We start from the raw sequence: 15207 nt of genomic DNA, 5'->3' as shown, positions 1-15207 counted from the left end.
TATTAAATTAACAGTGGTAGTAAACTGATTTAAATGTTTTATTACTATAGTATATAGGATTATTAAAAATTTATAAAAGAACAGATGGGTAATTTACTTCGTCAGCGAATCCTCGGCCGTGACAAGAGCCCCGCTTACCAAGCGGCGGAAAGGGCGCAGGCACAAGGAGCGTATCCTTACTTTCGGTCGATAGCGTCGGCGCAGGATACAGAAGTGATCATTGAAGGCAAGAAGGTGTTGATGTTTGGGTCAAATGCCTATCTGGGACTTACAAATCATCCGAAAGTAAAAGAAGCTGCTATCAAAGCCATTGAGCAGTATGGCACTGGTTGTGCCGGTTCTCGTTTTTTAAACGGCACACTGGATATACACCTGGAACTGGAGCAAAGGCTGGCGGACTATGTAGGTAAAGATGCTGCGTTGGTTTTTAGCACAGGCTTTCAGGTTAACCTGGGCGTTATCTCCAGCCTCACCGGCCGTAACGACTATATCATCCTGGACGAGTATAACCATGCCTCTATAATAGACGGCAGCCGCCTTTCCTTCTCCAAAGTTATCAAGTATCGGCACAATGATATGCGGGACCTGGAGCAAAAGCTGGCAAAATTGCCTGCTGAGGCTATAAAGCTGATCGTGGTTGATGGCGTATTCAGCATGGAAGGCGATATAGTGAAGCTGCCGGAATTAGTGGCTTTGGCAGAGCGCTATGGTGGCAGTATTATGGTGGATGACGCACACGGTCTGGGTGTAATAGGCGAACGTGGTGCCGGCACTGCCTCTCATTTCGGGCTGACAGATCAGGTAGATCTGATTATGGGTACATTTAGTAAGTCTTTGGCTTCTTTAGGTGGTTTTATCGCCAGCGATCACGACACAATTCAGTACCTCAAGCACCATGCCCGCTCTCTGATATTTAGTGCCAGTATGTCGCCTGCCTCTGTGGCAAGTACTATCGCCGCACTGGATATCATACAGTCGGAGCCGGAGCGTATGGAGCAACTTTGGGCAAACACACATTATGCTACACAACTATTGCGTGTAGCCGGATTAGAACTTGGCCCTACAGAAACACCTATTATCCCTATTTATGTGCGTGATAATGATCAGACGTTTCAGGTTACGAAGGTGCTGCAGGATAACGGTATTTTCGTGAACCCCGTAGTGGCGCCAGCTGTACCGGCAGACTCAACATTGATTCGCCTTTCTGTAATGGCGACGCATACTTTTCCGCAGATAGAGGAAGCCGTGACTAAAATTACAGGTGCCTTTAAGTTGATCGGAGTTAAAACCAGAGATGCATCTTATGAAGCAAGTACTGCCCGTTAAGACAAAGCGGCAGCTGAAAGCCTTCATCGACTTTCCGCATGTGCTCTATAAAGACGACCCATACTATGTGCCGGAGCTTTATATTGCGCAAAAAGATCTGTTAACACCGGGCAAGCATCCTTTTCATGAGCACTCGCAGTTGCAGTTATTCTTAGCGTATCAGGATGATAAGCTAGTAGGGCGCATTGCAGCTATACTGAACAATAACCATAATGCCTTCAATCAGGCACAGGATGGTTTTTTCGGGTTCTTTGATTGTGTGGAAGACGGGGAGGTGGCAAACCTGCTTTTTCAGGAGGTGCACCAGTGGCTAAACCAAAAAGGAGCTACCACCATGATCGGGCCGGTAAATTTCTCTACCAATGAAACCTGCGGCATGCTGGTAGATGGCTTTGATAGTTCTCCTGCGGCCATGATGCCTTATAACTACCCTTATTACATCCCGCTTCTGGAAGACCTTGGCTTCCAAAAGAAGGTAGACCTGCTGGCCTACCAGTTTGGGGCAGATGGATACAACGATAAGCCGTACCGGCTATCGGAGGTGATTCGGAAACGATTGGAGCAAAAAGGAATTACCATCAGGCCAATCAGCCTTAAAAACTATAAGCAGGAAGCAGAGAAGCTGCGGGAAATCTATAACTCAGCCTGGGATAAAAACCTGGGTTTTGTGCCCATGACGCCAAAGGAGTTTGATTACATGGCGAAAGACTTAAAGCTGATTGTGGACCCGGACTTTTGCCTGGTAGCTGAGCATGACGGGAAGATGATCGGTTTTTCGCTGGCTATTCCGGACATCAACCAGATCCTGAAAAAGATTAAAAAAGGACGCCTGTTGCCTACGGGTATATTTAAACTGCTAACGCAGCGCAAGCAAATAAACGCCGTGCGAATTATAGCCCTTGGCGTGGTGGAAGGTTACCGGAAGCTGGGCATAGAGGCTGTTTTTTACGGTGCGGCTATGCAAAAGCACCGTGAAAAGAACATGAAAACAGCAGAGGCCTCCTGGATACTGGAAAACAATGTGATGATGAACCAGGGGTTGCTGAAAATGGGAGCCAAGCCATACAAGCGGTACAGGATTTTTGAAAAGGCGCTATGAAAGAGCGGGTATTGATAACTGGGGCAACTGGCTTTGTAGGCTACCATCTAATAGAGGCAGCGGTGCAGGCGGGGCTGGAAGTATACGCGGCCGTGCGGCCTTCCAGTGAGCTGGAGCATTTAAAGTCTCTCAATATACAATATACGTCCCTTAATTACACCGACTCCAGTGCTTTGGTAAAGGAGCTGGAGGAAAAGCAATACCAATACATCATACACGCGGCAGGAACTACGAAGGCTAAAGATGCCCTGGCTTATGCCAAAGTGAATGCAGACTATACCAAGGCGTTGGCACTGGCTGCCACCAAGGCGAAGATGCCACTGAAGAAGTTCGTGTTTATCAGCAGCCTGGCAGCTTTAGGGCCTATTGCCTACAAGGATAACCTGCCCATAGATGAGCAGCATGCTGCGCAACCGGTTACGGAGTATGGCAGAAGCAAGCTATTGGCTGAGCAGTATTTGTCAGAGATAAAGGAACTGCCTTGGGTGATTTTGCGGCCTACAGCTGTATATGGCCCACGAGAGAAGGACATTTTCATCCTGCTGAAAACGCTTAACAGCGGCCTGGACCCTTACATTAGCAGACAAGCGCAGCGATTGAGCTTTATTTATGTGAAGGACCTGGCGAAGGCAGTAATCTTGGCGCTGGGCGCAAAAGAGCATCAGGCAAGCTATAACCTGTCTGACGGCAACAGCTACAGCCGCTACGCACTGGCTGATATCACCAAGCGGGTGCTCGGTAAAAAAGCAGTCCGGATTCATTTGCCGATGGGGGTGGTGAAGGTAGTAGCTCAGGTGCTGGAGATGGCTTATGCCAAGGGAGATAAGGTGCCCGCGCTGAACACAGAAAAATTAAACGAGCTAACTGCTGCCAACTGGAACTGCAGCATAGCCAAAGGAAAAAGAGAATTGGGCTTTGTACCGGAGTATGACCTGGAAACAGGACTTGCACAGACGCTGCAATGGTACAAGGAGAATAAGTGGTTATAAGTTAAGTATAGATTCAAAAGTTTTAGACACACGTTAATAAGATGGAATTTCAAGTAAAAAGCGCTGAAGGGCGCCTCGGTATTTTGCTTCCAGGACTAGGAGCAGTTGCCACTACGTTTATTGCTGGTGTAGAGGCTATCCGTAAAGGAATGTCGCAGCCAATTGGCTCTCTTTCGCAGATGGGTAACATCCGTTTGGGCAAGAGAACAGATAACCGCAACCCGCTTATCAAAGACTTTGTGCCCTTAGCGAGTCTGGATAACCTTGTGTTTGGTGGTTGGGATGTGTACGAAGATAACGTATACGAGGCTGCTGTGAATGCTAAAGTACTGGAGCCGGGCCTGCTGTACAGCATCAAGTCAGAGTTAGAGGCTATACAGCCAATGAAAGCTGTATTCGATAAAAACTACGCCCGCAACCTGGACGGTACCCATGTAAAGGAAGCCGCTACAAAATATGAGCTGGCGGAAGCCCTGATGGATGATATGCGCAACTTTAAAGAAGCCAACGGCTGCGACCGTTTGGTGGTGGTATGGTGTGGCTCAACAGAAGTATACCTGGAGCCTGGCGACGTGCATCAGACTGTAGCGAGCTTCGAGGAAGGCCTACGCAACAATGATCCGCGCATTGCCCCAAGTATGATTTACGCTTACGCTGCGTTGAAGCTGGGTGTTCCCTTTGCTAACGGTGCGCCTAACTTGACGGTTGATATTCCGGCTATAGTAGAGCTTGCCAAAGAAAACGGTGTGGCTATTTCAGGCAAGGACTTCAAGACTGGGCAGACGTTGATGAAGACGATTCTGGCACCAGGTCTGCAAGCCAGAGCGTTGGGTATCAAAGGCTGGTTCTCCTCTAACATCCTGGGTAACCGTGATGGTCTTGTACTGGACGATCCGGAGAACTTCAAAACCAAAGAAGTATCTAAGCTGGGAGTGCTGGAAGATATCCTGCACCCGGACGACAACCCGGAGTTGTACGGTGATATCTACCACAAAATCCGCATCAATTACTATCCTCCTCACGGTGACAACAAAGAGAGCTGGGATAACATCGACATCTTTGGCTGGTTAGGCTATCAGATGCAGATCAAGATCAACTTCCTGTGCCGCGATTCTATTCTGGCCGCACCGATTGTGTTAGACCTTGCCCTGTTTACTGACCTGGCACAGCGTGCCGGCATGAGTGGAATACAGGAGTGGCTGTCGTTCTACTATAAGTCGCCGCAAACAGCAGAAGGCCTGCGTCCGGAGCACGACATCTTCAAGCAGTTGATTAAGCTTCAGAACACGCTTCGCCACATGATGGGAGAGGACCTGATTACGCATTTAGGTCTGGATTACTACGAAGACCTTGTAGAAGAGGGATTATAATCCAACGGAAGTGATCAGATTACACAAACTAGTTTCCACCAGCCTGGGCATTGGCTACATTGGTAAGGGAGGCGGTACAGTTGCGGCTGTTGCCACTTGTTTAGCCCTTTATGCCATGCAGCTGACTGGTGGAGGCCAGCTTGTGCTGTGGCTGCCCTGGTTAACGGTGCTACTGACGGGGCTGGGCGTATGGTCAGCCACGCAGGTAGAGCCACTCTGGGGCAAAGACGACAAAAAGGTAGTGATAGACGAAGTGGCAGGAATGTGCATCAGTCTTTTATTTCTGCCTCTTACACCTGTTACGCTGATGGTGGGCCTGCTGCTCTTCCGGTTTTTCGATATAGCAAAGCCGCTCTTTATCCGAAAGATGGAAAATTTCAAAGGCGGCTGGGGCGTGATGTTGGATGACGTGCTGGCAGGTGTTTACGCAAATATTGTTCTACAAATACTTCTATACTTCAAAATACTCTAAATGCTCACCTTCATTAAGGCGCAGGCTGCTTCTTTGGTTGCTTCCGGCGTCGATTTTCTGGTGACGATCCTAGCGGTGGAACTCTTCGGGCTCTGGTATGTGGCAGCTACTGTTATGGGTACTGTTACAGGAGGCATAACACATTTTTCTCTTGGCAGAACCTGGGTTTTCAACGCATCACATAAAACAATACCGACGCAGTTTTTAAAGTACTTCATGGTCTGGACTGGCAGCTTGCTGCTCAACGCTTCAGGCGTTTATATGATCACACACTATGGAGGAGTAAACTATATATTCTCGAAGATTTTCATCTCACTGCTGGTCGGTATCTTTTACAACTATATAATTCAGAAACGATATGTATTCAAATAAGAATATATATAGGCTATATATAAATCTAGTTTATAGCGTGCTCCTTGTATTATTTGCAGGGATGACCGCAGGTGCCGTAATGGCGCAAAGCACTGTTACGACCATTAAAGGCACTGTAACCGATGCTACCACGAAAGAAGCCTTGATCGGGGTATCGGTATTTGTGCCGGGAACCAATCTGGGCACCAGCACCGATTATGAGGGCAACTACCTGATCAGGACAAACCAGCCGATTGGCAAGTTACAATTCTCTTATCTTGGCTATAGAACTGCTACAGTAGAGGTGGTTCCGGGACAGGAGCAAACACAGGATGTACGGCTTCAAACGGACGCAAAACAGCTGAGTGAGGTAGTTGTGGTGGGTAAGAAACGGAAGGTGAAGTATAGCAACAAAAATAATCCTGCCGTAGATCTTATCCGCGAAATTGTAGACCACAAGTCAGAAAACAGACCGGAAGCCTACGCTTATGTGCAGTACGAACAGTACGATAAAACACAGATGTCGCTGGTGAACACGCCGGAAAAACTAAAGAAAAACATCTTTCTGCGCAAGTATGATTTTATCACCAGCAACCTTGATACCACGGTAATTGCAGGCAAGGCCATACTTCCTTTCTACATGCAGGAAGAGATCACAGAGCAGTATTATCGCAAAAACCCTGAGAGCAGAAAAACATTAGTAAAGGCGGAGAAGAAGGTGAATTTCGGGGAGTTTGTGGATAATAAAGGTATGATGACCTACATGCAGCACATGTACCAGGACGTTGATATCTATGACAACAACATCACGATCCTGACAAACCAGTTCCTTAGTCCCATCGCCGACATGGCACCGACTTTTTACAAGTTTTACCTGAAAGACACGGTAACGACGGATAGTGGCCAGCAGTTGGCAAAACTGTTGTTTGAGCCCCGCAACCCATCGGCCTTTATGTTTACCGGTGAGATGTTTGTAACGCTGGACGGTACCTTTGCGGTGCAGCGCGTGGACATGGAGGTAAGCAAGGGCGTAAGCATTAACTGGGTACGCGACTTAGATATTAAGCTTGACTTTGAAAAAAACAGCGACGGGCGCTACCATTTAAGCAAGAGCGAGTTGAAAGCCGATTTCGGCCTCACACAAAATAGTGATGCAGGATTTTACGGTGAGCGCATAGTGTCCTATAAAAACTATGTCATAAACGAGCCTCAGCCAGTGGCTTTTTATGAGGGAGAGGCTGTTGTAAAGGCAGCTGATGCGTTGGCTCAGGACGAAAGTTACTGGCAGGCCAGCCGGCACGATTCGCTATCGGAGGTGGAGCTTAATACCTATGCCAATATCGATAGCCTGGTTAACATGAAGTCGTTCCAGCGCACCATGGACTGGGCAACTGCGCTGATTGCCGGTTACAAGCGCATGGGGCCGAACATCGAGATTGGCCCGTTGAACACCTTTTACAGTTTTAACCCGGTAGAGGGGTTCCGCCTGCGCTTCGGGGGGCGCACCACCACTAACTTCAGCAAAAAGTATATGCTGGAGACCTATGCGGCCTATGGCTTCAAAGATGAGAAGTGGAAGTATTACCTAGGCGGTAGCTACTCGCTAACCGATAGATCTATATGGGAGTTTCCGGTGAGAGCGATCAACGCCAGCTATCAGAAAGATACCAACATACCAGGGCAGGAGCTGCAGTTTGTGCAGGAAGATAACTTTCTGCTTTCGTTTAAACGCGGCGAAAACGACAAATGGCTCTATAGCGAAACGTATAACATCGATTACCTGCACGAGTTTGAAAACCACTTCTCTTACAGAGTAGGCTTCAGAAACTGGAAACAATCGCCTGCAGGCTCGCTGGAATATTTGCAGGTAGCCGAGGAAGGAGATGTGGAGGCCTTGCAAATGGGGAGCCTTACAACTTCAGAGGCTTCGCTGGAGCTGCGCTGGGCACCGAATGAGCAATTCTTTCAGGGTAAGCTGTACCGCACCCCGATTGCCAACCGTTACCCCGTATTCACGCTTCGTGCCACGGCTGGTATAAAAGATTTGTTCGACAGCCAGTATGAATACCAGAAAGTTGCCTTAAATATTTATAAGCGCTTCTACTTATCGCAGCTGGGCTATTCGGATGTGGTAACAGAGGGTGGCTATACTTTCGGGCAGGTGCCGTTTCCGCTGCTAACCATCCATCGGGCTAACCAAACGTACTCTTACCAGTTGCAGGCCTATAACCTGATGAACTTCCTGGAGTTTGTTAGCGACCAGTATGCCAGTGTGCATATCGACCACAGCTTTAACGGTTTTATATTTAACAAGATACCGCTGCTAAAGAAAACGAAATTGCGCGAGTTTGTAACATTCAAAGCCTTGTATGGCTCCGTCAGAAATGAAAATATGCCGCAGGGTAATACAGATTTGCTTCAATTCCCTACTTTTGAGGATGGCCGGCAAGCAACTTATACATTGGAGAAAAAGCCCTACATGGAGGCAAGTGTGGGGATAGGAAATATATTTAATTTCTTCAGGATAGACGTAGTGAAACGCTTATCTTATTTAGATAATCCTAACGTATCAGAATTAGGTATAAGGGGTAGGTTTAAGTTCGATTTTTAATTATAAATCAGCTACACTATGAACAAGGATGCACTTCGCGACGCGCTGCAACAGGGAATCTATAAAGTGATAAACCCTTTTGTCAGGCTGCTAATTAAAATTGGGTTTACTCCCAATGCCGTTACTACTACGGGCCTGATCCTGAATATTGGGGTAGCCGCTGTTTTTATCTGGGGCGGCGAAGTGAGTAACCGTGGCGAGCTGGAATATGTGGGCTGGGCAGGTGCTTTGGTCCTGTTTGCCGGGGTGTTCGATATGCTGGACGGGCAGGTGGCCAGGCTTGGAAACATGAAGTCTACTTTTGGGGCTATGTATGATTCAGTGTTAGACCGTTACAGTGAGATGATCATGTTTATGGGCATCTGCTACTACCTCATTTCACATCATTACCTGCTAAGCTCGCTGTTCGCGTTTATAGCCCTGATCGGCTCTATGATGGTGAGCTATACCCGTGCCCGCGCCGAAGGCCTTGGGGTAGATTGCAAGGGAGGTTTAATGCAGCGGCCGGAACGAGTGGTGCTGATCGGTATATCTGCCATTGCCTGCGGCATAACCTACTCTTTTGTGGGAGATGATTACAAAGTATACGTGCCTGGTATTCCTTTTCATGTTTTTGAAACCATGACGGTGTTTACGCTGCCAATTACCGTGATGGCCGTACTAACGAATATCACCGCAGTGCACAGATTGATGGATGCGAAACGCGCCATGGAGCAGAAGGAAATGGTGACACCCTAAGAGCCTGTTTAAAATACATACGTTGCACTGCAAAAGCCTGTAAAGGAACCTTGCTTCACGCTTTTCTCGCCGCATAGGGCTGCTATGAAGCGCTGAAACTGCTTTGCCAGATCCCTACCCATTCAGCTTTCGCTTGCAAAAACAAAATTTAAACAAGCTCTAAGTATAAAAACAGCATTGTGAAAAAAGTAACTTATTTGATCCTACTACTACTTTATACTTGCCTGGGCAGCGCAAATGCCGGCACCAGCCAAAGTATAAAGGAGGTACAGCCAGACTCTTTGCCTGTGCCGAAGAATATAAAAGGCATGATGTTCTACGTGCAGCGCGACCCTAATACCAATACGGTGGTTTATGAGCTGAACAAGACCCCGCAGGGAACATTGGATGAGAAAGATCCTATCCACCCGTTCTGGATTCGCTATCCTGAGGGAGGTGTGCACAAGGAGCTGAACTATATACAGCGCAAGTTTGCCTATGGCCTGCATACCAAAAAGCTTGGCAAAGACAACTACGAGCTCAAGTTTGTATGCTATGATAAGTTGGCGCTATACCTGCGTAAAAATGCAGATGGTGAATATCATGTATATGCGATGATCAACAGAAAAGAGGCAATACTGGACCGTGTGTTTGTGCGTGTGGAAGGAGGGACCTTTTGGGTACCTAATGTACTGTATGTGGAGCTGAAGGGCAGAGATGCCGCAACTGGGAAAGCTGTAACAGGACGGTTTAAACCATGATTTTCTTATGAAGAAGAACTTTGTATCTAACTCACAGGAATCTGTCAGGATGTTTAAGTATAACTGGATGGAAGCGCTGTCCAAAGTACACTACACGGTTCCGCTTTATATTTATGTACCGGTTATACTTTTCCTGAGTTGGCTGGCTTTATTTCAGGAGCAGATTGCATTGATTACCTTTGTAGGATATGCTGCGTTGGGGCTGTTTGTGTGGACGCTAACCGAATACGTGTTACATCGTTATGTTTTTCATTTTGTGCCAAAGGCTTCATGGGCTTTGCGCCTGCACTTTATTTTCCATGGGGTGCACCACGATTACCCAAACGATGCCAAGCGGCTGGTGATGCCACCCTCAGCCAGTATACCTATGGCTACAGTTTTGTACCTGCTTTTTTCGCTGATATTTTCTGGTGGGCAGCTTTATGCTTTCTTTGCGGCCTTCCTGACGGGTTACCTGGTTTATGATATTTCGCATTACGCACTGCACCACTTCAACTTTAAAGGCGAATTCTGGAAAAAGCTGAAGAGGCACCACATGCTGCACCACTACTCTGATGCCTCCAAAGGCTATGGTGTGAGCTCAGCCCTGTGGGACAAGGTATTCGGATCTGATTTTGACAAAAAATAAAATGAGTATAGCAACTGCTGCGGCAGGAGAGAAGAAGGGCTTGTCGCGCAAAGCCGTGCTAGTGCTGGCGGCTTTATCAGTGGGCTACCTGCTGTTGTCTTACCTGCTGGTGGGCTTCAAAACGGATCAGCTGGTGCTGGTGGGCCTGGTGAACCTTTTATACTTTGCCACGCCCATTACCAGAAAATTTGTTACGGGCTTTTCTATCTTCATCGTCTTCTGGATTCTCTATGATTACATGAAGGCCTTCCCAAACTACTGGTTTAACCCGGTGCACATCGCGGATTTGTATCACGCGGAGAAAGACATTTTCGGTATCCAAAGTAAGGGAGTTATATTTACGCCGAACGAGTTCTGGATACAGCACAGCAATGCGTTCCTCGATGTGTTGAGCGGAGTCTTTTACCTGTCCTGGATACCTGTGCCAATTGGGTTTGCCATGTTCTGGTTTTTCCGCGACAGAAGGCAGTTTATTTATTTCCTGTTTACTTTTCTGCTGGTAAACCTGCTGGGATTTGTGGTGTATTACCTTTACCCGGCTGCACCACCCTGGTATGTGCAGCAGTATGGGTTTGATTTTGTAGCGGCTACGCCCGGAAACACGGCAGGGCTGGTGCGTTTCGATACTTTTTTCGGCATCACAGTTTTCAACTCACTCTATGCCAAAGGCTCTAATGTGTTTGCGGCCATGCCTTCGCTGCACTCGGCTTACCCGCTGATTGTGCTATATTATGCCCTGCGTAACAACTTAAGCTGGTTGGCAAAAGTGGTATTTGCCGTTATCACTGTAGGCATCTGGTTTGCGGCAGTTTATACTTCGCACCACTACGTGCTCGATGTGCTGGCGGGGATCCTATGCGCCTCCTCTGGTATCCTGCTTTTTAACTGGCTGCTGGCCCGAAAGGGAATCGTTTACAGAGCAGTAAACAAATTAGTAGTGGCTGTGCAATAAAGCCAAGGCCTTTTCTTATTTTTTCAGTACCTGATATTATAAAGATGAATTACAAAAGCTCTGATGTTTTAGGTTATACTTCAGCCCTGCAGCAGCTTATGGCGCTATCAAGCGGCCCCTACAAAGCTTTCTTATATGACTGTGATGGCACGCTGGCAGACAACATGCAGGCGCATAAAGATACTTACGTAAAAGTAGCAGCCAGCAAAGGAATCACCATTGACCCCGCCATTGTAGATGAGTTTGCCGGCCTTCCGATTCCTAAAGTAGTGGAGGAAATCAACAAACGCTACCACAGCGACTTTTGCCCGATAGAGTTTGTGGCACTTAAATCTGCTTTGTTTTACGAGGAGTTTATTGAGCAGACCAAGCCGGTACAGTTCGTGGTAGACCACCTGGTGAGCCATGTAGGCAGCATAAAAATAGGAGTCGTATCCGGAGGCTCGCGCAAAATGATACAGCGTACGCTGGAAGTGCTGGAGATAGATGCGCTGGTAGAGGTGCTGGTTTGTGCCGAGGACACCGATAAAGGGAAACCTTACCCGGACCCTTTTCTGCTGGCAGCTGAGAAATTGGGTGTTGCCCCTGAAGATTGCTTAGTGTTTGAAGATGGTACACCAGGTGTAAAAGCGGCAGAGGCAGCCGGCATGAAGTGGATCAGGATAGATGAAATAGCTGAGAATTTAGTTGCTGCTTCCTAAGTAAATCAAGTAGCAGCAGCTTTACGATTTCTCGCATAGATAAGCAGTTATATACTTGCTAGAAAGGAAGTATAAGTGTCCTGCAAGTATGGCTGCGTGGCTTTATCTGATAAAGTATATTGTATTTATGGGTTAGGTTGAATGCAGCCTTAATCACCAGTTTTTAGCTGGGAGTCTCCTCTATCTCCATGTTCTCCAACATGTGCGTCAGGATGGGCGCACATTTTTCGCGACAGGCAGGGTAAAACTGGCCATGTTTCCAGAAGTCGGATTTAGGAGAGAGGCCCCACCAGAACTCAGCCAATGCCAATGGCTTCATGTGGTGTTTAAAGGCATAGTGCAGTAGTTTTGGAGCGGCACACTCTCCGGCACCAGCAGGAGGGTTACTGCCTGCGTTATGCTGGAAAATTGTCCGTAAGCTTTTTTCTTCTCCGGCTTGATTCAGGAAATGATAGTGATTAAAGAGCAAACCTTGCAGGGCAATGGAATTTTCTCTTCTAACTTTCTGAAGTGCTGCAACTTGATGTAAGCTTTCTTCTGTGCTGCGTTCTTCCAGAGCCTTAATCTCATTATTAATGCGCGTCAGTTCTTTCATGCCACTGTTTAGAAAACTACCTTCTGCCAGTGCATCATAAACAGGCGGCACAAACCTGGCATGATGATAGCCTCCGGCCAGCTTTCCAGAAAAAGCCGCCAAATAGCCAACCTGTCCTTGTGCCGTTTTTACCACCAGCACCCCAAACATCTTTCCTACAACTTTACCTTCCTGTCCATTTTTTAAGCCAAAGTTGTGCTCCCATTCATTTTGATGGTGCAAATACTCCTGTAGCTCTGCAGCTGCTGACTTGCTAAGGGGGTGAGGAGTATACTTATAAGGGTACGTAAATTTTTCTGGTAACAAATGGAGCAATGGGGAATCTCGGAAGGGCGTGAAAAATTTATCTGAGGGTACTATCTGATTCACCAGGTATTTATTTTTAGAGCACGCAAATTAACAAGAAGAAAGCAACTTTGTGCTATTAGATTCTAACTCAGGGGTTCCTTCTATAACAGAGAAGCAGCAGGAGCTCTTTGTCTGCCAGCAGGTATGACAGTATAAAACCATTGTTTTAGAATGCCTAGGTGATAGTTTTTATTAACCTGTAAGGTGCGATTTAGGTTTTTAAGAAAAGTAAGCTTTTAGAGCTACCAAACCAACTTTCTATACCTTTAAGGTGCTATTGAAATAATGAAGCAGGTGCATTTAACCTGCTGAAAAAATATGTCTTTCTATACCTCTAAGGTGCTATTGAAATTCGTAGCCCAAGCCGCGCTGCACTGCTGCAGGCTTCCTTTCTATACCTCTAAGGTGCTATTGAAATGTGGATGAGCATACTAGGTTGGCACTTCCCTTTGAGCCTTTCTATACCTCTAAGGTGCTATTGAAATGACTTAACTTATAAGTGAAACCCCAGGCAATATGTCCTTTCTATACCTCTAAGGTGCTATTGAAATAGCACGGTGGAGCTTTTCCCTACCCCGCCCTTGTTGTCTTTCTATACCTCTAAGGTGCTATTGAAATCACGTACGGCAAAATCTGCCTCTACTCTCCTGCTTACTTTCTATACCTCTAAGGTGCTATTGAAATTTATCTAGGTTGTGAAGGCTTTGTTTGAAGTGCCTTACTTTCTATACCTCTAAGGTGCTATCGAAATTCTATCCTAACAACAAATGGATGCCGCAATTAGGCACTTTCTATACCTCTAAGGTGCTATTGAAATCGTTCAGAGAAGTGTACACCCCCCCCTGAAACTCTTTCTATACCTCTAAGGTGCTATTGAAATATGATACTTGATGCTCCCTTAGCCAAGGAGTTCTACGCCTTTCTATATCTCTAAGGTGCTATTGAAATCTTCGCAAGATAGCCAATAGGCTTCTGCTGTAGTGCCCTTTCTATACCTCTAAGGTGCTATTGAAATTCCTGGCCTCAGTCCACCACTTGTTAGTAGCTCACTCTTTCTATACCTCTAAGGTGCTATTGAAATCAACTCATAAGATATGAAAAAGTTAACTAAAATATACGACTTTCTATACCTCTAAGGTGCTATTGAAATACCGAAACGGCGTCCTGTGGGCATTCTATCCATTCCTTTCTATACCTCTAAGGTGCTATTGAAATTGACAATGGTACTAATCAGCGATTCTACACAGCAACTTTCTATACCTCTAAGGTGCTATTGAAATGCCTTATTTGAGATGACCCCACACTCTAAGGTATACTTTCTATACCTCTAAGGTGCTATTGAAATCAGGCGCACAAGCAAGAGCTGTTCTTTGTTCTCTTCACTTTCTATACCTCTAAGGTGCTATTGAAATTATTAATGACTTAGAAGGGCAGAAACAGGATATGTACTTTCTATACCTCTAAGGTGCTATTGAAATTAAAAGCTTTAGCTATATGAGGTTAAACTTTCTGGCTTTCTATACCTCTAAGGTGCTATTGAAATGAGTTTATATCTACGCTAATGGATCAAACAGAGCAAGCTTTCTATACCTCTAAGGTGCTATTGAAATAAAAAGGTTCCTGCTGTGGCTACTGCTACTAATACCCTTTCTATACCTCTAAGGTGCTATTGAAATTAATACAAGCGAATGGAACTTTGGCGCAAGAGATACCTTTCTATACCTCTAAGGTGCTATTGAAATGGCTTAGCTCCGCCGTGAAACCGTCTGCGAACCTAGCTTTCTATACCTCTAAGGTGCTATTGAAATCCAGCGAAGTCCAGCATCATATGACAGAACCTGACCACTTTCTATACCTCTAAGGTGCTATTGAAATTTACGGCTCAAGAGATAGTTTTATCCCTTACTACACCTTTCTATACCTCTAAGGTGCTATTGAAATTGAGAAAAACTGCTTGGAAACGCTTCTATAAGCTATCTTTCTATACCTCTAAGGTGCTATTGAAATTTCGCTTGTACATAAGCTTGGCTAGGTCCAAAGACTCTTTCTATACCTCTAAGGTGCTATTGAAATAAGCAAGTCGAAAAGCAAGACGAGTACAGTTATATCCCCTTTCTATACCTCTAAGGTGCTATTGAAATTTAGATTGAAAGGCGTAGGCGAAAGCGCCAAAAAGACTTTCTATACCTCTAAGCTCGACTTTAGCATTTTTATAAAAAGATAGAACTCACCAAGAAGAGGTAAGGTTAAGATTGTGACCAAACAAATCTTTCCATGTCCAGCTTTC

At 46.1% G+C, this 15207-nt stretch carries 13 protein-coding genes and 1 CRISPR repeat array; of the genes, 12 read left to right on the top strand and 1 reads right to left on the bottom strand.

The annotated features are described in order from the left end of the window. The first annotated feature begins 84 nt into the window (after positions 1-84). The 12 genes from spt (at position 85) to ACFQ2O_RS13465 (ending at position 11977) form a co-directional block, all read left to right on the top strand. On the top strand, positions 85-1326 hold the full coding sequence (gene spt, locus ACFQ2O_RS13520; RefSeq protein WP_377528483.1) for a serine palmitoyltransferase: 1242 nt from the start codon (positions 85-87) through the stop codon (positions 1324-1326). Beyond that, on the top strand, positions 1304-2425 hold the full coding sequence (locus tag ACFQ2O_RS13515) for a hypothetical protein (protein ID WP_377528481.1): 1122 nt from the start codon (positions 1304-1306) through the stop codon (positions 2423-2425). Before spt ends, ACFQ2O_RS13515 begins: the two co-directional genes overlap by 23 nt. Next, a complete protein-coding gene (locus ACFQ2O_RS13510) occupies positions 2422-3414 on the top strand; it encodes an NAD-dependent epimerase/dehydratase family protein (protein ID WP_377528479.1) in 993 nt (330 codons plus the stop codon). The genes ACFQ2O_RS13515 and ACFQ2O_RS13510 overlap by 4 nt, the downstream gene beginning before the upstream one ends. A gap of 41 nt (positions 3415-3455) precedes the next feature. Continuing rightward, entirely contained in the window at positions 3456-4784 is a 1329-nt protein-coding gene (locus tag ACFQ2O_RS13505; RefSeq protein ID WP_377528477.1) for an inositol-3-phosphate synthase, read from the top strand. 10 nt (positions 4785-4794) lie between these two features. Further along, positions 4795-5256, top strand: coding sequence for a phosphatidylglycerophosphatase A family protein (locus ACFQ2O_RS13500; protein WP_377528475.1), 462 nt, complete (start codon positions 4795-4797; stop codon positions 5254-5256). After that, a complete protein-coding gene (locus ACFQ2O_RS13495) occupies positions 5257-5628 on the top strand; it encodes a GtrA family protein (protein ID WP_377528473.1) in 372 nt (123 codons plus the stop codon). Between the two features lie 37 nt (positions 5629-5665). Further along, complete coding sequence (locus ACFQ2O_RS13490; RefSeq protein WP_377528471.1) at positions 5666-8218, top strand: DUF5686 and carboxypeptidase-like regulatory domain-containing protein; 2553 nt, start codon at positions 5666-5668, stop codon at positions 8216-8218. Positions 8219-8236: 18 nt separating this feature from the next. Continuing rightward, positions 8237-8956 (top strand): CDP-alcohol phosphatidyltransferase family protein, encoded by a 720-nt coding sequence (locus ACFQ2O_RS13485; protein ID WP_377528469.1) that lies wholly within the window; start codon positions 8237-8239, stop codon positions 8954-8956. A gap of 197 nt (positions 8957-9153) precedes the next feature. Continuing rightward, complete coding sequence (locus ACFQ2O_RS13480; protein WP_377528468.1) at positions 9154-9696, top strand: DUF4833 domain-containing protein; 543 nt, start codon at positions 9154-9156, stop codon at positions 9694-9696. Positions 9697-9703: 7 nt separating this feature from the next. Continuing rightward, the gene (locus tag ACFQ2O_RS13475) at positions 9704-10324 is read left to right on the top strand and encodes a sterol desaturase family protein (protein WP_377528466.1); all 621 of its coding nucleotides are present in this window, start codon (positions 9704-9706) and stop codon (positions 10322-10324) included. 1 nt (position 10325) lies between these two features. Beyond that, positions 10326-11276, top strand: a complete 951-nt coding sequence (locus ACFQ2O_RS13470) for a phosphatase PAP2 family protein (protein WP_377528464.1) — start codon at positions 10326-10328, stop codon at positions 11274-11276. 44 nt (positions 11277-11320) lie between these two features. Next, positions 11321-11977 carry an HAD family hydrolase gene (locus ACFQ2O_RS13465; protein ID WP_377528462.1) on the top strand — a complete coding sequence of 219 codons (657 nt, stop codon included), beginning with the start codon at positions 11321-11323 and terminating at the stop codon, positions 11975-11977. A gap of 163 nt (positions 11978-12140) precedes the next feature. On the opposite strand, the gene ACFQ2O_RS13460 is transcribed toward ACFQ2O_RS13465, so the two are convergent. Next, a complete protein-coding gene (locus ACFQ2O_RS13460; protein WP_377528460.1) occupies positions 12141-12878 on the bottom strand; it encodes a pseudouridylate synthase in 738 nt (245 codons plus the stop codon). 296 nt (positions 12879-13174) lie between these two features. Further along, positions 13175-15061: direct repeats of the CRISPR family, unit length 30 nt; unit sequence CTTTCTATACCTCTAAGGTGCTATTGAAAT. Positions 15062-15207 lie beyond the last annotated feature (146 nt).

This window comes from Pontibacter rugosus (assembly GCF_042678745.1).
In the GTDB taxonomy this organism is placed as follows: domain Bacteria; phylum Bacteroidota; class Bacteroidia; order Cytophagales; family Hymenobacteraceae; genus Pontibacter; species Pontibacter rugosus.
Note: the sequence above shows the minus strand (reverse complement) of the source record. Positions and strands in the feature narration are given on the sequence as shown.